The sequence below is a fragment of the Moritella sp. 36 genome (assembly GCF_018219415.1).
Lineage (GTDB): Bacteria > Pseudomonadota > Gammaproteobacteria > Enterobacterales > Moritellaceae > Moritella.
Map to the genome: position 1 here is coordinate 1,063,250 of NZ_CP056120.1, position 21,124 is coordinate 1,084,373.

Sequence of the window (21,124 nt, forward strand, 5' to 3'; positions counted from 1 at the left end):
GGCTCAATGCCCCTTTTTTTATATTATTTTTCATATTTTTAGCCTCTAGCATTGATTGTTGAGTAATAACCCCTATATATTCAATATTAGCCCTTAGTCCAGTTTTATAAGTGAGGACAAGATGAGTTTTGAGCGTACGGAACGCGTAGATATACCTGTATTGCCATTGCGTGATGTTGTGGTTTATCCCCACATGGTAATCCCTTTGTTTATTGGCCGAGAAAAGTCAATTCGTTGTCTTGAAGCCGCAATGGATACAGATAAGCAAATATTTTTAGTTGCACAAAAAGATGCAGCTCAAGATGATCCCCAAGTTGATGATCTGAATAGCGTGGGTACAGTCGCTAATATTTTACAAATGTTAAAATTGCCTGATGGTACGGTTAAAGTATTGGTCGAAGGCACACAAAGAGCAAAATTAAATAGCTTGAGTGATAGCGATGATTACTTCCAAGCCGAGATTGAATATATTATCTCTGAATCAGTATCTGATGAAGAAGAAGATGTACTTATTCGATCTGCAATTGGCCAGTTTGAAGGTTATATCAAATTAAACAAAAAGATCCCTGCTGAAGTTTTAACTTCAGTGACCGCGATCGATGAAGCTGCGCGTCTTGCTGATACAATGGCTGCTCACATGCCATTGAAATTAGAAGACAAGCAAGTGGTATTAGAGTTAAGTAACGTTGCAGAACGTCTTGAATTCTTAATGGCACAGATGGAATCTGAAATCGACCTATTACACGTTGAAAAGAAAATTCGTACACGTGTTAAAAAGCAGATGGAAAAAAGCCAGCGCGAATATTATTTGAATGAGCAAATGAAAGCTATTCAAAAAGAGCTTGGTGAGTCTGAAGATGGTACTGATGAATTTGAACAATTGGCTGAGAAAATTGAGCAAGCGCAAATGCCTGCTGAACCTAAAGCTAAAACCATTGCTGAATTAAATAAATTAAAAATGATGTCACCTATGTCTGCAGAAGCAACTGTAGTACGTAGTTATATCGATTGGATGATTTCAGTTCCTTGGAAGAAACGTTCAAAAGTTAAAAAAGACATTGGCAAAGCATTAGAAGTTCTCGATGCAGACCATTATGGTTTGGATAAAGTAAAAGAACGTATTTTAGAATATCTAGCAGTACAAAGCCGAGTTAATAAACTCAAAGGTCCAATTCTTTGTCTTGTCGGTCCTCCAGGCGTAGGTAAAACTTCGTTAGGTCAATCGATTGCGAAAGCAACAGGACGTAAGTATGTTCGTATGGCACTGGGTGGCGTACGTGATGAAGCGGAAATTCGTGGGCATCGTCGTACTTATATTGGCTCTATGCCGGGTAAACTTATCCAGAAAATGGCAAAAGTTGAAGTGCGCAATCCATTATTCTTATTAGATGAAATTGATAAGATGGCATCGGATATGCGTGGTGACCCAGCGTCGGCATTATTGGAAGTTCTCGACCCTGAACAAAATACAACGTTTAATGATCACTATCTAGAAGTTGATTACGATCTGTCTGATGTAATGTTTGTTGCGACATCTAATTCGATGAACATTCCAGGTCCGCTACTTGACCGTATGGAAGTGATTCGTTTATCGGGTTATACCGAAGATGAAAAGCTGAATATTGCTAAACAGCATTTACTGGACAAGCAAATAGAGCGAAATGGTTTAAAAGCAAAAGAAATTACCATTGAAGATAGTGCGATAATGGGTATTATCCGTTATTACACTCGCGAAGCGGGCGTGCGTTCACTTGAACGTGAAATTTCAAAACTATGTCGTAAAGCAGTGAAGCAAATATTGCTGAAGAAATCACTTAAATCAGTGACGATCAATCAAGATAATTTGTCTGAATATTTAGGCGTACAACGCTTTGATTTTGGCAAATCTGAAGGTGAAAGTCGTGTTGGTCAAGTCACTGGTCTAGCATGGACAGAAGTCGGTGGTGATTTATTGACTATCGAAACAACATCTGTTCCAGGTAAAGGTAAGTTGAACTATACCGGCTCACTGGGTGAAGTTATGCAAGAGTCTATCCAAGCTGCTATGACGGTTGTTCGCTCTCGAGCGGATAAGTTACGCATCAATGGTGACTTTTATGAAAAGCGTGACATTCATGTGCATGTTCCTGAAGGTGCTACACCAAAAGACGGTCCAAGTGCGGGTATTGCAATGTGCACCGCACTTGTGTCTAGCTTAACGGGTAATCCTGTCCGTGCAAACGTTGCAATGACAGGTGAGATCACGTTAAGAGGTGAAGTATTACCCATTGGTGGCTTGAAAGAGAAGCTACTTGCAGCACATCGTGGTGGTATTAAGCGTGTCTTGATTCCAAAAGAAAATGAACGTGATTTAGAAGAGATCCCTGCCAATGTAATTGGCGATCTTGAGATTCACCCTGTTCGTTGGATTGAGGAAGTGCTAGAGCTTGCGCTAGAGAATAGTCCCGCCGGTTTTGAAGTTGTATCAAAATAGTGTGATTGATTTAGGTTAGAGTGCCTATCTAGACTTGAATAGTCACTCTAACCTTGTTATAAACGCAATAACGTTAGTCATATTTATGTTCGATTATTTATATAAATAACGAAGATTAGGGGAAGAAAGTGAATAAAGCTCAACTAATAGATTATGTTGCCGCTAAAGCTGATATTTCTAAAGCTGCTGCTGGCCGTGCTATTGATGCAATGATCGAATCTGTAACAGAAACACTAGAAAAAGATGAATCTGTTACTTTAGTGGGTTTTGGTACTTTTAGTGTACGAGATCGTGCTGCACGAATTGGTCGTAATCCACAAACTGGTGCAGAGATTCAAATCGCAGCATCTAAACTACCCGTATTTAAAGCTGGGAAGTTATTAAAAGACGCGTTGAAATCTTAAGTTATTGATTTTAATTTTTGAGTAAAGGCGTCCTATGAGGTGCGTTTTTATTGTTATTTACTGTATTGCAGTTTAGAGAATACAATTATGTTAGAGAAGTTTCGCGAAGGTTCACAAGGACCGGGTGCTAAGATTATTTTAGGCGCAGTGATCGTTACGTTTGCCCTTGCTGGTGTAAGTAGTTATCTAGGTAGTGGTAGCGCTCAGTCCGCTGCGACAGTGAATGGCGTCGACATTTCAAAGCAAGCACTTGAAAATCAAGTTAGAACTGACCGCTCTCGCTTAGAGTCTCAACAGGGGGAATCATTCGCCGCACGTTGGGAACAACCAGAATTTCAAAATCAAGTACGTCAACAATCACTAAATACGTTAGTTGCTCAAAATTTATTACAGCAAATGACAGATGACTTAGCGTTACGTATTGGTGATGAAAAGATCCGTAGTTATATTTTTGCTATGGAACAATTTCAAACGGATGGCGTATTTAATGACGAACGTTACATCAGTTTATTACGTCAAAGCGGCATGACGCCAGCACAATTTGTTGAGCGCTTACGTGCTGATTTTGCACAACAACAATTAACTGATGCATTAGTAAACTCAGAATTTAGTTTACCAAGTGAAGTGAAACTATTAGCTGCATTACAAAATCAACAGCGTGAATTAAGTCAACTAATCGTGCCAGTAAATAAATTTGCTAATGATGTAGTCGTCACTGATGCTGAAGTGAATAGTTATTACGAAGACAGCAAAGCGTTCTTTCAAACCCCACAGCAAGCGTCTGTTGATTATATCTTAGTTGATATGAAGAAGATCAGTGCAGGTATTGAATTAGATGCGGATGCGGCTGAAAATTACTATAACGAACACTTATCATCTTATTCTCAAGAAGATAAACGTAAAGTTGCACATATCCTTGTTGCATTCAAGGGTGATGAAGCTGCTGCTGAAGTAAAAGCTAAAGGCTTACTGGCTCAAATTCAATCTGGCGCAGATTTTGCTGAATTAGCGAAATCATCATCAGATGATACGTTTAGCGGTGAAAATGGCGGTGAACTGGATTGGTTAGAAAAAGATATCATGGATCCGGCATTTGAAACGGCAGCATTTGCACTGAAGAATGACGGTGACGTAACGACTGATCTAGTGCGCAGTGATTTTGGTTTCCATATCATTAAACTATTAGCGGTTGAACCGGGTAAAGTAAAAGCATTCGCAGACGTTAAAGCAACAATTGAAACACGTTTGAAGAATGAGCAAGCCGTGACCCATTTTGATGAGTTAGCTGAAAAATTAGCAGAACAAGCATTTGAAGTACCTGATTCACTGGATGTTGCATCTGAAGAAACGGGTTTAACAATTGTATCAACAGAGCTATTTTCTGAGAATGCGATTCCTGCACCCTTGAATGACCCAAAAGTTGCAGCAACGTTATTCGATCAAGACTTTATTGCCGAAGCGCTAAACTCTGAAATCATTAACATTTCTGATGAGCAAAGTATTGTGGTTCGTATTAACGAATATAAACCACAAACAACGAAATCATTAGTGGATGTAAATGATGAAATTGTAGAACGTTTAAAAGCAACGAAAGCTGAACAAAAAGCGCGAAGCTTTATGGCTACAGTCTCCGCTAAGATTGATGCGGGTGAAAGTGTTGATGCTGAACTGGCAAAGGTTGATGCAAACTTTACAGCACCTGAATGGTTAAGCCGTTTTGATTATACAAAAGCGGACTTTAAAGTGTTGAGCAAATTATTTTCAATGCCAAAACCTGCTGCAGATCAAGTAAGTGTTGCGACTGAAACATCACTAAATGGTGACGTCACATTGCTTAAATTCACATCTGTGCGTGATGTTGAAATGAAAGCTGAAGAAGCCGCTCGTTTAGGTGACACATTAAAAAATATTAATGCGCAAGCTGACTATGAAATGTTAATAAAAACATTGATTAAAGCCGCTGACGTATCTTACCCTGTTGCTGCAGAGTGATATAAAAACTAAGTAATACTATATAAAGTATTACTTAGTAGTTTAATTAATCCCAATGTAATTTTATATTGCATTGGGATTTTTTTTCGCTGTAATAACAGCGATTTATTAACTATAATAAGAAGTTATGGCTAAATACATTATTACATTTATTACTATTATTCTCTTGTTACTCGCTGGCGCATGGTTTTATTCGCCAAAGGACAACCCGATCCTAGGGCATTGGGTTTCGACTGATGATTTTTATGGCAAGCCTGAGTCATTAGTGTTTACAGAATTTGGCATGTTGAAAGATGGTCGACATGTACCCGCTGATTTTGTCATTGGTCGTCAGAAGGTGACAGTAACAACTAATATAGCAAGCACCGAATATTTAATTGTGAGTGAGAATATGATTAAGCAGCGTGTGCCACGTCAGACGTGGCGGTTTTTCTTACGTGCCGAGGCATTTGAGGGTATGGAAGCAAAGTTAAATCAGAATGAGATTAGGCGCTATACTCAAGAATAAGGGCATTAGCAGCTGTGTTTCTTCATGTTATATTGATTAGATAATATTTGTCCACATAATGCGGCTGTAGGTCGAGAGAATAGCTGCTCTGTATTACCTTGTTCGATACATTCCCCTTGATGCATAACAATCATTTTGTCACTTATATGCTTCACTAGGCCCATATTATGGGTAATCACAATATAAGAGATGCCAATTGTTTTTTGTAGTTCTAGCATCAAATTGATCATTTGTGAACGCAAGGATATATCCAGCGTTGATAATGTATCATCAGCAATAATAATCTTCGGGTTTAAAATAAGCGCCCTGGCCAGAGCAATACGTTGTTTCTGGCCGCTCGATAACATTGGAGGGTAGAATGTTGCATATTCTGGTAGTAGACCGACCAAACGTAGCGTTTCGGTGATTTTTTCTGTGCGCTTATTTACAGACATATCCGTATTTAATTGCAATGGTGCATCTAGAATCTGACCGACACTGGTACGGGGATTAAGTGATGTTTCAGGATCTTGAAATACCATTCTTATCGAACGACAACGTAAGTCCGTATTGCTGTCATCTAGCTTGCAACCATCAATATAAATATTGCCTTTAGTCGGCGGTATTATACCAGCCAGTAAACGGGCTAGTGTTGATTTCCCTGAACCTGTTTCACCAATAATCGCGAGCGTTTCTGAACGGTTTAAATTAAATGAAATATTATTGACTGCAACGACTTCTTCGCGTTTAAAAAAACCGGTTGGGTTTATATAGGTTTTCCCTAAACTTTCTACACGCAGTAAAGGTTGCACACGCTTTTCCGCTGCGATGTCGATTATTTTTTCTGACATTTTTTACCTTTTAATTCATCTGCATTTAATGGGAAATGGCAACTAAACATATGGCCTTTTACCTTTTGCATTGGTGGTATTATCACACAGTTTTTTTGGGCATTAGGGCAGCGAGGTCCAAGTCGGCAACCAATTGGCAAATGGTGTAAGAGCGGAACCTGCCCAGCTAAGGTATTTAACCGTCCTTTATGTGGCACCTGGCTAAAATCTGGATTGGCACGTAATAATGCAGCAGTATAGGGGTGGTGGGTATGATTAAACACTTGATCTATCGTGCCACTTTCAACCATCTGCCCACAGTACATTACAGTCATATTATCTGCTAACAAACTCACTGTTTCTAAATCATGGCTAATAAGAAGAATGGTGGTGTGTGACAACTTATTTAGCTTATCGAGTAAACGTAAAATTTGATTTTGCGTTTTAGGCTCCATTGCTGTTGTCGGCTCGTCAGCAATCAACAGGCGGGGCTTTTTCGCAATTGCCATTGCTATCATCACTTTTTGACAGAGACCTTCAGAGAGCTCAAAAGGGTAGCTATTCATCACCTTTTTATGATCTTTTACACCGACTTTATGCAATAGGGCAATGGCTTGTTTTTTACGCCAGTTAAAACGATGCCAAAAATGGCCGGTAAACTGATCGCACGGGATGGCCTCTGCAAGCTGATCGCCCGCTTTTTCTGATGGGTCCAAATGCGCGGCTGCATCTTGAAAGATCATACCAATTTCTTTGCCCATCACTCGGCGACGTTGTACCGGGGTTAAGTTAAGTAAATCGATATCACCTAATCGTAAGCGGTCTGCACGAATACGCCAATTATCTTTAGTGATCCCCATAATTGCTTTTGCAACAAGGCTCTTTCCTGAACCCGATTCACCTACTAGTCCACGCACTTCACCATCACTCAGGGTCAGGTTAAATCGGTCTACTGCTTTTAAGGTACCCTGTGGTGTTTCAATTTCAATGGTGAGATTTCGAATGTCGAGTAGTGCCATTAGTCAATTCCCGCAATAACAGATTGTCTTAAACTTTCGCCAACGACATTAACAATGAAAATCGTCACTAAAATAGCTAAACCAGGTAATACAACGGTCCAAGGTGCGATAAATACAAGGTCGGTTGCACCCGATAACATCGTGCCCCATTCAGAAAGGGGACGTTGTGCACCTAAGCCTAAAAATCCTAATGCACTTATATCAATTATAGCTGACGAGATCGCTCGAGTAAGTAAGTTAACCAGTGTTTCAATGATATTTGGAAACACGCCATAACGAATAATGCGGTAGTTATTTGCACCGTCAAGTTTGAGTGCAATGATGTATTCTTTTTGCAGTTCTTGATAAACCGATAAATAGACACCGCGAATAAATTGTGGGATAGAAGCCAGTAAGATTGCTAATAAGCTGTGATCCAAGCCTGGTCCAAGTATTGAAATAAAGATAATCGCTAATAACAACGACGGAATCGATAACGCTGTATCCATTATATGATGCAAGGTGCTAGATAGCAGACCACGGCTGATTGCAGCGGTAATTCCAATTGTTGTGCCGATGATTAAGGCGATAAAGCTAACGAGCAGAGCGTTACCAAAGGTTAAGCGTAAACCATATAATAACCGTGAAAGCACATCTCTGCCTAAATCGTCGGTGCCAAAGAAATAGTCAACGGTACCTTGCTCATCCCATGAGGGGGGCTGTAAGAGTAAATGGGCTTGTCGTAAGTCTGGTTCATGGGGTGCAATCAAAGGTGCAAAAACCATTAAGAAACATAAAAAACCAAGAGCCCATAGCGCGGCCATCGCAATTTGTTGGGATGAATAGTGCTTCCAGGTTTGTTCCGTAGGAGAAAGAATATGTTCATCCGCAAAGACATTAATGTTGGGCATAAAGTTCTTTCCTGCGAATTGGATGAATGACGACAGTTAATATTTCGGTTAATACATTTGCGGTGACTACAAAGATGGCCACTGTTAACATTCCGCCTTGGATAGCAGCATGGTCTTGCTGATAAATACTGTTAATTAGCCAGCGGCCGATACCCGGCCATGAAAATACGGCCTCAGTGACCATTGCTGTCGTTAATACCGTGCTAAATTGAAGACCAAGGTGTGGGATCATATTTGGGATTGCATTACGCAGTACATGGCGCAGGATAATTTGGGTTTTACTTAACCCCTTACTGGCTGCGGCTTTAATGTATTTTTGCTTCATGACATCACTGACGTGGTTACGCATTTGGCGAATAACTTCCGTTGTCGGTACCGTTGCTAATACAATTGTCGGTAACAGTAAGTGCTTAAGCGCATCGTAAAATGCATCTTGGCTATACGGGTTATCGGAAATAAGTGTATCAATAAGCATAAAGCCAGTTACTGAGTCAATCTCATAAAGTAAGTTCAGTCGGCCTGTAACAGGTAGCCAATTCCAGTTAAGGGCAAAGTACATCATGACTAACGATGCTAACCAAAATACCGGAATGGAAAAGATAAACAGAGAAATACCCATGATCGTACTGTCGAGTGAGCTACCACGTTGCATCCCTGCCACTGTGCCAATGGGTACCCCAATTAAAATAGATAATATGAAGGCACTAAAACAAAGCTCTAATGTTGCGGGAAATACCGTTAATATTTCATCGAAAACGGGTTGAGCCGTACCTGTGGTAATCCCCAAGTCACCTTGTGAAATTGCCATCAAATAATCTAAATAATTACTGATTACATTCCCATCTAAAGCCAAATCACCGGCTACACGGGTTCGGAGATAGAAACCAATGACGGTTAATGCTGCGACCGTAATGACCAATAGGTTAATACGTCTTATTATATAAAAAAACATGAGTTACTGCCGTACTGTATTAATGAAATTGATGCCACCAAAAGCGGTTGTTTCAACGCCTTTTAGTCCACTTGTATAGGCATGTAAACGTAACGAATGTGCCAGTGGAATGAGTGGTAGTTCTTGTTGAATAATCTCTTGAGCGCGATAATAGAGTGTTACGCGTTCAATGTATTCTGTTTCAGTGACCGCTTGATTAATTAAATCATCGAATTCTGAGTTACACCAACGGGTATAATTCGACCCCGTGTTAATTGCATTACAACTCAATTGAAAGCGGAAGAAATTATCTGGGTCATTATTATCAGCAACCCAACCTAATAGGTAACTATCATAGTCACTCTGTTGTAATTTCTTTTCCATGAGCTGCCACTCATATTTAATAATTCTTACCTCAATTCCGATTTGTGCTAATTCAGATTGAATAAGCTCGGCCATTTTCACTGCATCTGGATTATAAACTTGTGATGATTTCAGCGCCATAATATCCATGCTAAAACCATTTGGATAGCCAGCTTCAGTCAATAGTTGACGCGCATATGCAATGTTATATTTATAGTTTTTAAGGTAAGGGTTATAGGCCCAAGACACTGGAGGTAAAATAGACTTAGCATTGACACCAGTATTGTAATACACCGCTTGTAATAGGGTTTCTTGGTTGATCGTGTGCGCTAATGCGCGGCGAATTTTTGGATTGTCAAACGGTGCTTTTTCGGTATTGAATGCCCAATAAGCGACGTTTAAGCCTGTTTCTACTGATATACTGACTCGGTCATGCTCACTGATCATTTCAACCTGGCTGGCCGCTGGATAAGCCATGATATCGCATTCTTGAGTCAGTAATTTCGCTAATCGAGATGATGCATTTGGGGTGATATCAAAAATCAATTGTTTTATCTTGGCGTTCTCCCCCCAATAATCATCATGTCTTTGATAGCGAATGAAATTATCAGTGCGGTATTCTTTAAATTTAAATGGGCCAGTACCAATAGGTAGATTGTCTATATCGGCCTGTTTATTTAACGCAGTCAAAGTATCGGCATATTCAGCGGATAAAATCACGCTAAAATCACTGGCTAAATTAGCAATAAACGAAGAGTCAGGTCGCACGAGTTTAAATTCAATCGTGTAATCATCAATCTTTACGAGGGCTTGGACTTGTTGGTCTAATTCAATGCCTTCAAAGAAAGGGTAGCCTGTCGCAGAAACGTCATGATAAGGATTCGTTTTATCTAAAATGCGCGAGAAACTAAAGATGACATCATCGGCATCAAATGGTCGTGTTGGTGTAAAGTAATCGGTGTGATGAAAACGTACATTTTTCCGCAAGAAAAAACGATAAGAGAGACGGTCTTCAGATATTTCCCAGTCAATGGCTAACCCCGCTTTAAATTGCTGCGTATTCGGATCAATATATATCAAGCGGTTGTAAAGTTGGCTAGTCGTTGCATCGAGCGTTACATTTGATGTCGCCGTTTGAGGGTTAAATGAGGACGGACTTCCCTCTGTGCAATAAGACAGGCCGTGCTGTTTAATTTTAGTTTGCTTATCACATGCCGTTAAGGAGAGCATAACGGTCAATGGCAGTATATATTTAATCAAGTTTGGAATATGCATATTGTTTTATCACTATTACTTACCTCGCTAATTTATCACTAAGGTAATGTTCAACCAAGTTAATCTGTGTCTTTTACATCATAATAGTTAAGTTTATTGCAATATGATGTAAAAATTTTAATTATATCAGCTAGTTTTTACCGTAAACGAGTAATATTTAGCAGTATTATTAAGCGATCTATTCAAATCAGGTATTCGGACTATATTAATCTTAGCGGCTCTATTTTTATTGACGATGGGCCTCTTGTTTACATGCTATTATATGCGCATAGAACTTTATGGTGGTTACAGTAATGCGTTTGGAATTAGTTTGTGAAGATAGAGTCGGTATTAGTCGTGAGATACTTGATTGCTTTTTAGCTCGAGATATTAATTTATCCGCGATTGAGATCCAGCAACCCGACCGGATATTTATTAAATCACCTAATTTAGAATTTTCTGATTTACAGGCATTGATGACGAGTCTTCGTCGTATCAGTGGTGTATGCGATGTGAAAACAGTCGGTTATTTGCCTTCTGAACTCGAGCATCAAGAAATTCAAACCTTGATGACTAACTTACCTGATATCGTATTTTCCGTTGATGTCAAAGGTACCGTGTCTTTGGTTAACACTCCCGCATTGACTGCTCTTGGGCTATCTGAGTCGCAGGTGAAAGGTCATTGTATTAGCCATTTCGTGAAGGGTTTCTCTATTTTAAAATGGCTGGAATCAGATGAAGTTTGTGCGCAAACGCAAAAGCTAACGTTATTGGATGAGGATTTTCTGGGTGATATATTACCCTTGACTATTAGTAGTGATATTAATCAAGTCGCACGTTCAAAAGCAATGGCAACACCAGACGAGCTCGTTGGTGCGGTGATTATTCTTAAATCGGTTGTTCGCATTGGCAAGCAGTTTAATTTCTTACGTACTTTCCAGTTTGCTGCATTTGATGACATTCTCGCCAAAAGCGACAAAATGCATACGCTAATCAATACGGCGAAAAAGTTAGCTATGCTAGATGCGCCGTTAATGATTTTAGGTGAGACTGGGGCGGGTAAAGAACTTATTGCTAAAGCCTGTCACCAAGCAAGTGGACGCTCACAAAATCAATTTTTAGCATTAAACTGTGCAGCGGTGCCTGATGCGGTTGCAGAGTCTGAATTGTTTGGTGTGGTCACTCATGATGGTGAAACCAAACGAGGTATTTTTGAACTTGCAAATGAAGGCTCGGTATTACTTGATGAAATTGGTGATATGTCACCTTACTTGCAAACTAAGTTTTTACGCTTGTTAGAAACAGGCTGTTTCCGACGGGTTGGTGACGAGCAAGAGGTATGTGTTGATGTGCGTATTTTTTGCACAACACAAAACGATCTGGCTAAATTAATCAGCGAAGGTAAATTCCGCCAAGATTTATATTATCGTTTAAATGTATTATCGATGACGGTGCCAGCACTGCGTGAACGTAAAGAAGATATTATCCCGCTATGTCATTCTTTCTGCACTGTGTTCAGTCATGAATTACAGCGAACTAAACCGCTGTTAAGCCGTAATGTATTAGATCTATTACAATCTTACCCTTGGCCAGGAAATGTGCGTGAATTACGTAACGTGTTATATCACGCATTGACCTTGTTAGAGGGGGATACGCTAAACCCGTGTGATTTAAATTTACCGAAAGCGAAAAATGAAAGTTATGATGAAGGCTTGTTTGATGGCTCATTAGATGAAGCGTGTAAACGTTTTGAAAAGCTGTTACTGCAGCGCCTATATCCGTCTTACCCAAGCACACGTCAATTGGCCAAGCGCTTGGGTGTCTCTCATACAGCTATTGCCAATAAACTACGAGATTATAAAATTACTAAAAAATAGTATTACGCCGCAAATGTCGTTATAAGCTAAAATTATTAAGGCTTATAGGCCAAAACAGTGACGGCTTGCATCCCTCGTATGCGAGCTACTGTGAAGGGAGTCCATATGATGGATACATTTGCTAAATTTTTTTACTTGATTGCTTTGAGTATAGGGACTTTCGCTATGACCGTATCTGCAGCCCAAGCTGAAGTCTATCCTTTTCAAGCTAAGTATGCGGTGTATTACAAAGACGTAAAATTTGGTAGTGGTGAGCGTACATTACGACGTTTAAGTGGTGATAGCTATAAGCTCACGACACAAGCGAGTGTATTATTTGGTACCGGCGGCTATAAAAATAATTCATGGTTTAGCTTTAAAGACAACATCTTAACCACTGACCGTTACGAGCATGAAACATCGGTAATGGGCTTTGGAAACATATCATCAGCTTCCTTTGAAGATAATGGTGACATTTTAATGGATTTTGAAGATGGCCATGTAGAAATTAAATCAAAGCCGGGTGTGATGGATGTTGGTGCCATGACTATTGTTGTTCAAAATGATCTTAAGTTAGGTAAAACAGCATTCAGCTACGAATGGGTATTTGAAAAAAAACTAGAAACCATTGAATTTGAAGTTGTACAGAAAGAAACGATCAACACTATATTTGGTGACATGACAGCGGTTAAAGTCAAAGAAGTTAAAAAGAAGAAAAACCGCGCGACTTATTACTGGTTTATTCCCAAACTAGATTACCAGCTTGGGCAAGTTGAAGTATATAAACATGGCGTACGCAAATCGTACTTAAAACTCACCGATCTTACTTTTCAGTAACCTATCATAATTAGAAGATAAAATGACAAAACCAATCATGATCATGGGGTGCACGAGTGACGCCGGTAAAAGTTTCGTTGTCGCGGGTTTATGCCGCATGTTTGCCAATCGTGGTATTAATGTCGCGCCATTTAAAGCGCAAAATATGAGTAATAACGCCGCTGTAACAGCGCAAGGAGAAGAGATCGGCCGCGCGCAGTATCTACAAGCTATTGCTGCCAAAGTCCTCCCCGATGTACGCATGAACCCTGTATTACTAAAACCCAGTGCGGACACTCAAAGCCAGCTTATTTTAAACGGTAAACCCGCTCCAGAATTAAGTAACATTCCGTGGATGGAACGTAAGTCTCACCTTTTTGAGCATGTTGAAAAGGCACTTAACGGTTTACAGAAAGACTACCAGCAAATCATTATTGAAGGTGCGGGCAGTCCGGCCGAAGTCAACTTACGCGCCAGTGATATTGTGAACATGAGCGTTGCGCTGGCTTGTAATGCAGATGTCTATTTAGTTGCTGATATTGATAAAGGCGGTGCGTTTGCGCATCTACTCGGTACTTTTATGTGCCTTGCAGAAGAAGAGCAAAAACTGATTAAAGGCTTTGTATTAAATAAATTTCGTGGTGATCCGTTATTACTGGGTAATGCCATGACTTGGTTAGAAGAAAAAACGGGTGTGCCGACCCTTGCTAATATTCACTACTTTCCGCATCGTTTACCCGAAGAGGATACTTTACATCATCGTGCCGTTTATCAAAGTGGACATATCAATATTGCGTTGATTGCTTACCCTTATGCGGCGAATATGGACGAGTTTGATAACTTGATCCATCAAGATAATGTCAGCGTAGTCCCACTACGAGATGGTCAATCATTGGCTGACTTTGATGCCATTATCTTACCCGGTAGTAAAAATACAGCGGCGAGTTTATTACATTTACGTGGTTCCGGCTTAGCCAATGAGATCTACAAAGCGGCGCAGCGTGGGCAACCTATTCTCGGTATTTGTGGTGGCATGCAATTACTTGGTGAACATATTCTAGACCCACACCACATTGAAGGTGGTGATGAACAAGGCTTGGGACTGTTACCTATCATCACTGCACATGCCGAGACTAAAACGACACGACAGCGTAATATCGATTGGCAAGGTTTTAAATTGTCGGGTTATGAAATTCACCATGGTAAAACAACGATCAGCGATGTGAGCCAAACTATGCGTTGTAAAAGCTTTATCGAAACCGATTTAGGCTGGCAGAAAGGGAATGTTTATGGCTGTTATTTACATGGATTGTTTGATAATAAAGGTTTTATCAATCAGTTTTTAGCGAATTTAGGCTGGGTAGGTGAAGCGGACGAGCATGCCGTAAGCTTAGATGCGGAACTAAACCGTGTTGGTGATATGTTTGAAAAATTGAACTGGTTATAAAGTGTAGATAAAAATAAAGCAGGTAAACGGAGTTACCTGCTTAAATATAGCTGTGCTCTTAATAAGAGTTTATTAATAAGCTGACCTTGATTAAGGCGCGAGGCGATCAACACGCCAGATATTCCCATCTTTCACATAACTAAAGCGGTCATGTAAGCGATCGGCTTTACCTTGCCAAAACTCGATACTTGTCGGTTTCACCACGTAGCCACCCCAAAACTCAGGAAGTGGCACTTCTTTATCTGCAAATTTATCGGTGAACTGTTTAACTTGTTGTTCAAGGACTTTGCGTGAAGTGATCACTGCACTTTGCTCTGATGCCCATGCACCGATTCGGCTGCCACGTCCACGAGACTGGAAGTAGGTATTAGAATCTTCAGCTGAGATCTTTTCGACCACACCTTGAATACGCACTTGACGCTGTAAAATATTCCAATGGAAAGTTAACGCGATATGGGGATTCTGAGCGAGTTCTCGGCCTTTTCTACTGTCGTAATTGGTAAAGAAAACAAAGCCTTCTTTGCTCAATTCTTTGAGTAATACAACACGGCAAGAAGGGTAACCATTCGCATCAACCGTAGACACTGTCATGGATTCAGGTAAGACAATGCCGCAGTCTTGCGCCGCTTTGAACCAGTTTTGGAACTGATCAAATGGATCTACGCTAGGATCAAGGTCGGGCAAGTCGACTAATACGCCTTGCCCTAAGGTAAATGCACAACGAATCTTATTTAATAAAGGCATTGTTAAACCTTATGCATATAAACCCAAATTTTCTTTAGCGTACTGTTCAAACTCAGTACAACCACCAAGGTGCTTTTCATCTATGAAGATTTGTGGAACAGTATTCACTGGTACACCTGCTGATTTTTCTAGGTCTGCTTTGCTGATGCCTTCAGCAAGCATATCGATGTAGTCGAAATCAAAATCTTCATGCTCAGCTTTTAATGTTTCTGCAATTTGTTTTGCACGTACGCAGAAAGGACAACCTGGACGACCAAAGATAACTGTATACATAATATAAAATACTCCACGTAAATAAAATTGGTTAGCACGCTATCTGTACTCTATGATCAAGTACCAGTTGCTAGTGAGTGAATTCACTCTTAATGTGTACATAATATGTTTTTCTGAAATAAAATGAAATTGTTTATTTAATAATAATTGATAGTCAATAGCTATTAATTAAGAGTTTAACATACGTATAACTTCTGTTAATAAATGTAAATTTTGAGTACCGAGTTCTAATAATTGCAGAGATACATAGCAATCACAGTGGGAATCAGTGATAATTATCGATTAACTTTTATAAATCAGCTTGAAACGACATATGAAATCATTAGAGTTTTATCAGTCTACGATTACCAACTTAAAGCAACTGCCAATGTCGGCAGGGCATATTGATGTTTTATTTTCAGCGCGTGATTTTAAAGCCAAAATATTAGATTTAATTGCTTCATCTTCGAGACGCATTTATATTTCGGCTCTTTATATCCAAGACGATGAAGCCGGCAGAGAAATTCTTGATGCGCTTTATCAAGCTCGTGTAAATAATCCTAGATTAGTGATTAAAGTGTTCGTTGATTTTCATCGAGCACAACGCGGTCTTATTGGCCAAAAAGATCATGGTGGTAATGCCGACTTCTATAAAGAAATGCGTAAAAGACTCGGTGACAAAGTCACGATCTTAGGCGTGCCTGTGAAAGGTAAAGAAGTATTAGGTGTATTGCATCTGAAAGGCTTTATCTTTGATGACACCGTGCTTTACAGTGGTGCGAGTATTAATGATATCTACTTGCATCAAGGGGATAAATACCGCTGCGATCGCTATCATGTGCTTTATAATCCTGCGCTAGCTGACTCGATGGTCTCTTATTTAGAAGACTATTTTGTAAGTCAAAATGCGGTGACGCGACTTGATGACGATACTATCCCGTCAAGCAAAACTTTGAAGCAAGATATTCGTCAGTTCAAACAAACGCTACGCAGTGCGCAGTATCATTACATTAATACTACGCCAGACAGTACTGAAGTGGGCATCACTCCGATTTCTGGTTTTGGTCGTCACGGTAATAAACTAAACCAAACGATCACCAATTTATTACGTGCGGTAGAAAGCGAAATTACTATTTTTACACCGTATTTTAACTTGCCATTGTCCATATCAAAAGACATTAAACGCCTGCTAAAACGTAATGTGAAAGTAACCTTAGTTATTGGTGACAAAACGGCTAACGATTTCTACATTCCACCGTCAGAACCGTTTAAAGTTATTTCGGCGTTGCCTTATATTTACGAAAGTTACCTGTATAAGTTTGTGAAAAGCTGTCAGTCATTTATCGATCAAGGTCTGCTTAATGTTAGATTATGGAAAGATGAAGGTAACAGTTTCCACCTTAAAGGTCTGTGCTGTGATTATAAGTACCACTTATTAACAGGTAATAACTTGAATCCACGTGCGTGGGGCTTAGATTTAGAGAATGGTATTTTAATTCATGATCCTAAACAGTTATTAAAAGATACTCTACAAGCTGAGCAAGAACATGTGTTGAAAAATACTCGTCGTATTAAGCACCTTTCTGATTTAGACAGCTTGGCGGACTATCCTGCACCAGTACAGAAATTTATGCGTCGTATTAAAACAACACGCTTGGATATGTTACTCAAACGGATTCTATAATTTAGCTGTTCTAAAAAACTAAATGAATAGGATAGAAAAAGCTTGTTACTGTTTCGGTAACAAGCTTTTTTATTTTTGACTATTTTTAGTCACTAATATTTTGGTACTCGTGTCACTTTCACAATGATGTATCGTTATCTTTACCGCCAGCGGATGACGTAAATTCTTTTCATTCTACGTAAATGCTATTGCTCTGTTCTAGCTTGCTGATTATACTCTGATTAACTATTAAACAACTAAATTGGCTGTTATTTTCATGTTCGGATTTTTAAAACGATTTTTTTCTGACTCAGATGCTAAATCTGTCGACAATATGCCGAGTGTTGAACCTGTACATTACAATGGCTATCTTATCTTTGTGATGCCGAAGGAAGAAGGGGGGCAATATCGTGTTGCGGGTTTAATTGAAAAGCCGATTGTAAAAGACACGGCAGAGCTAGATGCGGATGGAAAAGAAAACGAAGTGGAAAATTTAAAACATTCGTTTATTCGTTCCGATCTTTGCATGAGTAAGCCGCAAGCTGAGCAAATCACTTTACAAAAATGTAAATTATTTATCGACCAAGTCGGCGATAACATGTTTAAGTAATTTACTTATTCGATTAATTAACGCTGGAGTTCACAATGTTTTTTGCAAAAAATAAGTTGACCATGGTTAGTGAAGCAGATGCACTACCTGATAATCAAACTGCAATAACTGTTGATGCGTTACATTATGTATCGGCAACGAATATGGTTCCGCCTTTTATAGCTCAACATCAAGTCTGCTATTTTGCGATGGGCTGTTTTTGGGGCGCTGAGCGATTATTTTGGTCTGTACCGGGTGTTGTAACGACGGCAGTTGGTTACCAAGGTGGCTATACTGTACATCCGCGTTATCAACAAGTATGCTCAGGTCAAACTGGGCATACGGAATCGGTGTTAGTCGTATTTGACCCCGAAGTCATTAGTTATGCGGAACTCTTGATTTTGTTTTGGGAAAACCATCAACCAACGCAAGGCATGCGCCAAGGTGCTGACCAAGGTACGCAATATCGTTCTGCTATTTACTGCACTTCACAGCAGCAATTAGTTCAGGCTAAAGCTTCTGCTGACCAGTATCAACAAGCGCTTACAGGCGGGGGAAGTTCAGAGTTAATCACCACTGAGATCGACCTAGCTGCGCCATTTTATTATGCAGAACAAGATCATCAGCAATATCTTGCTAAGAATCCTCAAGGTTATTGTGGGCTAGGTGGTTCTGGTATCTGTTACCCAGGGAATTAATCATGAAAGCGAGAAATAGACGAATCTTATTTATACTCGTGTTTACCGTTCTCGCCTTTATGTGGCAAAGTGCATTAATTGCTCCACTTAAGATACTGGTTGTTTTTTTACATGAGCTAAGCCATGCGCTTGCGACTTGGTTAACCGGCGGTAAAGTCGTGGAGTTTGTCGTATCTGCCTATCAGAGTGGGCATGTTCGCTCTGCGGGGGGCTCGCGTTTTATTATTCTTAGTGCAGGTTATTTGGGTTCGCTACTGTTTGGTCTGCTGTTTTATGCAGCTAGTATACGCCGTCAAACAACCGATATAAGTTTAGCCTTATTGGCAATAACCATGTTATTGGTTGCGGTATTCTTTGGTGGCACTTTATACACTATCGGCTTTGCTGCTGTCATTGCTCTTGTGATTCTGGGGTTACTCAAGTATGCGAGCACAGGTATTAAGCAAACAGTTTTATTGGTGTTCGCTAGTGCCAGCATGATCTATGTGCCCTTAGATATTTGGCAGGATACCATTATCCATAGTGGTTCATTATCTGATGCGCGTATGTTAGCAAATGAAATTGGTGGCGCGACCTTTATGTGGGGTGGTCTGTGGTTTCTTGCCAGCTTATATTTTATTTATTTAACGTTACGAAAATCCTGATCTAATACTCCAGTTAGTATTTTTATATAAGTATTATCGGTGAATTCAAGGTCACTGATAATACTTAAATCAAACTCTCCATAACAGCCTGAACGCACATGTAATTGTTCGCAGTGGTTAAATACATTGTCGCGGAGTAGTGCTGCTATTGGTTGCTTAATTGCTTTTGCTAATGCTTCTTTTAATGTCCAAATACGATAAAAAGCCTGCGCTTTTAACATTAAGGATTGTGCAGTACAAGCTGCCAATTCTTCGGCATGATAATAGTGGTGTGCGATTCTTTCGAGAGAACGTTTGGTTGAAATCCATTCTAAATCGACACCGAGTTTAATTGGTTGTGTTGTTGGTGCTAGGGCAATAAGAACTTGGCCATGAGAATGAGAAATACAACATTTTAACGGAACGATGTCCTCATTATAGTATATATTTAAGTCGTTTTTTTCAGTGTCGAATAACACATAAAGCTCAGTAAAATTATACCCTAAGCATTGGCTAGCATAAGCCTTAATGATAATGCGAGTCGCAAGGTATTCTTGTTGAGCCTGCTGCTGTTTACGTTTCGTAAATACTTCATATTCATGAGGATGCAAATAATGCTCAGAAAATGATGTTATCTGTTCGCTACTGATGGTATTACTGTTAAATAGGTAAGCCTCAATTGTTGAATTGATATTGGTAGTTAAGTCGGCATTAGAGGTAAACGTTAATTGTGGGCTAAAGAATGATTCAGTGTGTGGCATTAGAAATGGAACCGTTATATCACTATTAATGGGAGTATAACATAATAAGATACAGTGTAGACTCTCAAAAGTTAGACCACTTTAATAAGTCATTACTTGGTGGTTTTGTGGAATAGCTAATGCGACATTGTCGCTTAAGGCTTCATTTTAGGTCGTTTGGATGAATAGTTTTTCGATTATATTTTCCAGCGTCATGATTGAAGTGATAAAAATAGGTTACGTATGTCTATAGTTAAAGGTAATCATGATTATATTTGTGATGAAGAATTTGATGATGTTTATGGCTTTGTTTCTAATGAGCATCAATTTGACTGGGGCATGCATTCCCATCAAGAAAGCCAGTTAATACTGTCTCCTTCTGGTTGTATCACTGTAAATCTTCAATCTCAAAAACTGGTGATACCACCAAATTGTGCAATTTGGCTACCGCCAAAAATACAACATAGTATTGAGCGTCGCGGTGGGGAGAGTTTGGTTACATTATTCTTTAAATCAAGCATTGGTTATACGGTCCCCAATGATCTGCGTGTACTAAGATTAAATTCTTTGTTAAATGCATTAATACAGCGAGTATCTTACGCCTCTAATAATCGCCAATTCCATCCCTCATTGATTGAGTTACTGTGTTATGAAAGTTATCAAGCGCCACTGACTGATTTATCACTGCCATTACCAACTGATAGTCGTTTGTTGGCTTGGTTAAACTCTTTAGGAGAATATGCTCCCCAGAAACTCGGCGTGATGGCAAAGAAAATTGGTGCAAGTGAAAAAACCATCAGCCGTATTTTCTTTAAAGAAACGGGTATGCACTATCAAGAATGGAGAAAAAGGTGGCTGTTATTAAAAGCCATTGAGCTGTTGTCAGAAGGCGAATCAGTGACAGGTTGTGCCTTAACGTTAGATTTTTCAACTACGAGTGCTTTTATATACTTTTTTAAGCAGGCAATGCATACCACTCCAAGTCAATATAGAAAGTATTTTGAATAGCGGTTAGGGTTTATTGTCTGATTATCGTTACTCAATGTCCCCAGT

20 protein-coding genes are annotated in these 21,124 nt (G+C 39.6%); 12 read left to right on the forward strand and 8 right to left on the reverse strand.

Features of this window, described 5'->3' with window-relative positions; genetic code table 11:
• Positions 1-121 precede the first annotated feature (121 nt).
• The 4 genes from lon (at position 122) to HWV03_RS04900 (ending at position 5,377) form a co-directional block, all read left to right on the forward strand.
• Entirely contained in the window at positions 122-2,473 is a 2,352-nt protein-coding gene (lon, locus tag HWV03_RS04885; protein ID WP_211678750.1) for an endopeptidase La, read from the forward strand.
• Positions 2,474-2,601: 128 nt separating this feature from the next.
• Complete coding sequence (locus HWV03_RS04890) at positions 2,602-2,877, forward strand: HU family DNA-binding protein (RefSeq protein ID WP_211674314.1); 276 nt, start codon at positions 2,602-2,604, stop codon at positions 2,875-2,877.
• Positions 2,878-2,964: 87 nt separating this feature from the next.
• Positions 2,965-4,869 (forward strand): SurA N-terminal domain-containing protein, encoded by a 1,905-nt coding sequence (locus tag HWV03_RS04895; protein WP_211678751.1) that lies wholly within the window; start codon positions 2,965-2,967, stop codon positions 4,867-4,869.
• Between the two features lie 127 nt (positions 4,870-4,996).
• Positions 4,997-5,377, forward strand: a complete 381-nt coding sequence (locus tag HWV03_RS04900; protein WP_211678752.1) for a hypothetical protein — start codon at positions 4,997-4,999, stop codon at positions 5,375-5,377.
• 5 nt (positions 5,378-5,382) lie between these two features.
• Here HWV03_RS04900 and HWV03_RS04905 read toward each other — a convergent pair whose 3' ends face one another.
• The 5 genes from HWV03_RS04905 to sapA are packed head-to-tail and all read right to left on the reverse strand — an operon-like array spanning position 5,383 to position 10,664.
• Positions 5,383-6,207 carry a peptide ABC transporter ATP-binding protein gene (locus HWV03_RS04905; protein ID WP_211678753.1) on the reverse strand — a complete coding sequence of 275 codons (825 nt, stop codon included), beginning with the start codon at positions 6,205-6,207 and terminating at the stop codon, positions 5,383-5,385.
• Positions 6,192-7,205, reverse strand: a complete 1,014-nt coding sequence (locus tag HWV03_RS04910) for a peptide ABC transporter ATP-binding protein (protein ID WP_211678754.1) — start codon at positions 7,203-7,205, stop codon at positions 6,192-6,194. The genes HWV03_RS04905 and HWV03_RS04910 overlap by 16 nt, the downstream gene beginning before the upstream one ends.
• Positions 7,205-8,095 carry an ABC transporter permease subunit gene (locus tag HWV03_RS04915; RefSeq protein ID WP_211678755.1) on the reverse strand — a complete coding sequence of 297 codons (891 nt, stop codon included), beginning with the start codon at positions 8,093-8,095 and terminating at the stop codon, positions 7,205-7,207. Before HWV03_RS04915 ends, HWV03_RS04910 begins: the two co-directional genes overlap by 1 nt.
• Positions 8,082-9,047: an ABC transporter permease gene (locus HWV03_RS04920; RefSeq protein ID WP_211678756.1), complete on the reverse strand. Its 966-nt coding sequence runs from the start codon at positions 9,045-9,047 to the stop codon at positions 8,082-8,084. The genes HWV03_RS04915 and HWV03_RS04920 overlap by 14 nt, the downstream gene beginning before the upstream one ends.
• Before the next feature lie 3 nt (positions 9,048-9,050).
• Positions 9,051-10,664: an ABC transporter substrate-binding protein SapA gene (gene sapA / locus HWV03_RS04925; RefSeq protein WP_211678757.1), complete on the reverse strand. Its 1,614-nt coding sequence runs from the start codon at positions 10,662-10,664 to the stop codon at positions 9,051-9,053.
• Positions 10,665-10,957: 293 nt separating this feature from the next.
• Here sapA and tyrR point away from each other — a divergent pair, with 293 nt between their 5' ends.
• The 3 genes from tyrR to HWV03_RS04940 all read left to right on the forward strand — a co-directional run bounded on the left by tyrR (position 10,958) and on the right by HWV03_RS04940 (position 14,762).
• Positions 10,958-12,520, forward strand: a complete 1,563-nt coding sequence (gene tyrR, locus HWV03_RS04930; RefSeq protein ID WP_211678758.1) for a transcriptional regulator TyrR — start codon at positions 10,958-10,960, stop codon at positions 12,518-12,520.
• Positions 12,521-12,625: 105 nt separating this feature from the next.
• Entirely contained in the window at positions 12,626-13,336 is a 711-nt protein-coding gene (locus HWV03_RS04935) for a DUF3108 domain-containing protein (protein WP_255547075.1), read from the forward strand.
• A gap of 22 nt (positions 13,337-13,358) precedes the next feature.
• The gene (locus tag HWV03_RS04940; RefSeq protein WP_211678759.1) at positions 13,359-14,762 is read left to right on the forward strand and encodes a cobyric acid synthase; all 1,404 of its coding nucleotides are present in this window, start codon (positions 13,359-13,361) and stop codon (positions 14,760-14,762) included.
• Between the two features lie 90 nt (positions 14,763-14,852).
• Here the strand turns inward: HWV03_RS04940 and pdxH are convergent, their stop codons facing one another.
• The gene (gene pdxH, locus HWV03_RS04945; RefSeq protein ID WP_211678760.1) at positions 14,853-15,506 is read right to left on the reverse strand and encodes a pyridoxamine 5'-phosphate oxidase; all 654 of its coding nucleotides are present in this window, start codon (positions 15,504-15,506) and stop codon (positions 14,853-14,855) included.
• A gap of 9 nt (positions 15,507-15,515) precedes the next feature.
• On the reverse strand, positions 15,516-15,779 hold the full coding sequence (locus HWV03_RS04950) for a GrxA family glutaredoxin (protein ID WP_211678761.1): 264 nt from the start codon (positions 15,777-15,779) through the stop codon (positions 15,516-15,518).
• A 313-nt stretch (positions 15,780-16,092) separates the two neighbouring features.
• Here HWV03_RS04950 and pssA point away from each other — a divergent pair, with 313 nt between their 5' ends.
• The 4 genes from pssA (at position 16,093) to HWV03_RS04970 (ending at position 19,352) form a co-directional block, all read left to right on the forward strand.
• Positions 16,093-17,442 carry a CDP-diacylglycerol--serine O-phosphatidyltransferase gene (gene pssA / locus HWV03_RS04955; protein ID WP_211678762.1) on the forward strand — a complete coding sequence of 450 codons (1,350 nt, stop codon included), beginning with the start codon at positions 16,093-16,095 and terminating at the stop codon, positions 17,440-17,442.
• A 256-nt stretch (positions 17,443-17,698) separates the two neighbouring features.
• The gene (locus tag HWV03_RS04960) at positions 17,699-18,031 is read left to right on the forward strand and encodes an HlyU family transcriptional regulator (protein ID WP_211678763.1); all 333 of its coding nucleotides are present in this window, start codon (positions 17,699-17,701) and stop codon (positions 18,029-18,031) included.
• Positions 18,032-18,066: 35 nt separating this feature from the next.
• Positions 18,067-18,708, forward strand: a complete 642-nt coding sequence (msrA, locus tag HWV03_RS04965; protein ID WP_211678764.1) for a peptide-methionine (S)-S-oxide reductase MsrA — start codon at positions 18,067-18,069, stop codon at positions 18,706-18,708.
• Positions 18,709-18,710: 2 nt separating this feature from the next.
• A complete protein-coding gene (locus HWV03_RS04970) occupies positions 18,711-19,352 on the forward strand; it encodes a M50 family metallopeptidase (RefSeq protein WP_211678765.1) in 642 nt (213 codons plus the stop codon).
• On the opposite strand, the gene HWV03_RS04975 is transcribed toward HWV03_RS04970, so the two are convergent.
• Positions 19,328-20,092, reverse strand: a complete 765-nt coding sequence (locus tag HWV03_RS04975) for a 4'-phosphopantetheinyl transferase family protein (protein WP_211678766.1) — start codon at positions 20,090-20,092, stop codon at positions 19,328-19,330. The two genes, HWV03_RS04970 and HWV03_RS04975, sit on opposite strands and share 25 nt — an antisense overlap.
• 222 nt (positions 20,093-20,314) lie before the next feature.
• Between HWV03_RS04975 and HWV03_RS04980 the strand changes: the two genes are divergently transcribed.
• Positions 20,315-21,079 (forward strand): helix-turn-helix domain-containing protein, encoded by a 765-nt coding sequence (locus HWV03_RS04980; RefSeq protein WP_211678767.1) that lies wholly within the window; start codon positions 20,315-20,317, stop codon positions 21,077-21,079.
• The last annotated feature ends 45 nt before the right edge of the window (positions 21,080-21,124 follow it).

Coding starts and splice junctions, on each gene's coding strand:
- msrA (WP_211678764.1), top strand. CDS start 18,067: ATGTTTTTTGCAAAAAATAAGTTGACCATGGTTAGTGAAGCAGATGCA.
- HWV03_RS04920 (WP_211678756.1), bottom strand. CDS start 9,047: ATGTTTTTTTATATAATAAGACGTATTAACCTATTGGTCATTACGGTC.
- HWV03_RS04940 (WP_211678759.1), top strand. CDS start 13,359: ATGACAAAACCAATCATGATCATGGGGTGCACGAGTGACGCCGGTAAA.
- tyrR (WP_211678758.1), top strand. CDS start 10,958: ATGCGTTTGGAATTAGTTTGTGAAGATAGAGTCGGTATTAGTCGTGAG.
- HWV03_RS04895 (WP_211678751.1), top strand. CDS start 2,965: ATGTTAGAGAAGTTTCGCGAAGGTTCACAAGGACCGGGTGCTAAGATT.
- pdxH (WP_211678760.1), bottom strand. CDS start 15,506: ATGCCTTTATTAAATAAGATTCGTTGTGCATTTACCTTAGGGCAAGGC.
- HWV03_RS04970 (WP_211678765.1), top strand. CDS start 18,711: ATGAAAGCGAGAAATAGACGAATCTTATTTATACTCGTGTTTACCGTT.
- HWV03_RS04975 (WP_211678766.1), bottom strand. CDS start 20,092: ATGCCACACACTGAATCATTCTTTAGCCCACAATTAACGTTTACCTCT.
- HWV03_RS04950 (WP_211678761.1), bottom strand. CDS start 15,779: ATGTATACAGTTATCTTTGGTCGTCCAGGTTGTCCTTTCTGCGTACGT.
- HWV03_RS04980 (WP_211678767.1), top strand. CDS start 20,315: ATGTCTATAGTTAAAGGTAATCATGATTATATTTGTGATGAAGAATTT.
- HWV03_RS04915 (WP_211678755.1), bottom strand. CDS start 8,095: ATGCCCAACATTAATGTCTTTGCGGATGAACATATTCTTTCTCCTACG.
- pssA (WP_211678762.1), top strand. CDS start 16,093: ATGAAATCATTAGAGTTTTATCAGTCTACGATTACCAACTTAAAGCAA.
- HWV03_RS04910 (WP_211678754.1), bottom strand. CDS start 7,205: ATGGCACTACTCGACATTCGAAATCTCACCATTGAAATTGAAACACCA.
- lon (WP_211678750.1), top strand. CDS start 122: ATGAGTTTTGAGCGTACGGAACGCGTAGATATACCTGTATTGCCATTG.
- HWV03_RS04900 (WP_211678752.1), top strand. CDS start 4,997: ATGGCTAAATACATTATTACATTTATTACTATTATTCTCTTGTTACTC.
- HWV03_RS04905 (WP_211678753.1), bottom strand. CDS start 6,207: ATGTCAGAAAAAATAATCGACATCGCAGCGGAAAAGCGTGTGCAACCT.
- HWV03_RS04960 (WP_211678763.1), top strand. CDS start 17,699: ATGTTCGGATTTTTAAAACGATTTTTTTCTGACTCAGATGCTAAATCT.
- HWV03_RS04935 (WP_255547075.1), top strand. CDS start 12,626: ATGATGGATACATTTGCTAAATTTTTTTACTTGATTGCTTTGAGTATA.
- sapA (WP_211678757.1), bottom strand. CDS start 10,664: ATGCATATTCCAAACTTGATTAAATATATACTGCCATTGACCGTTATG.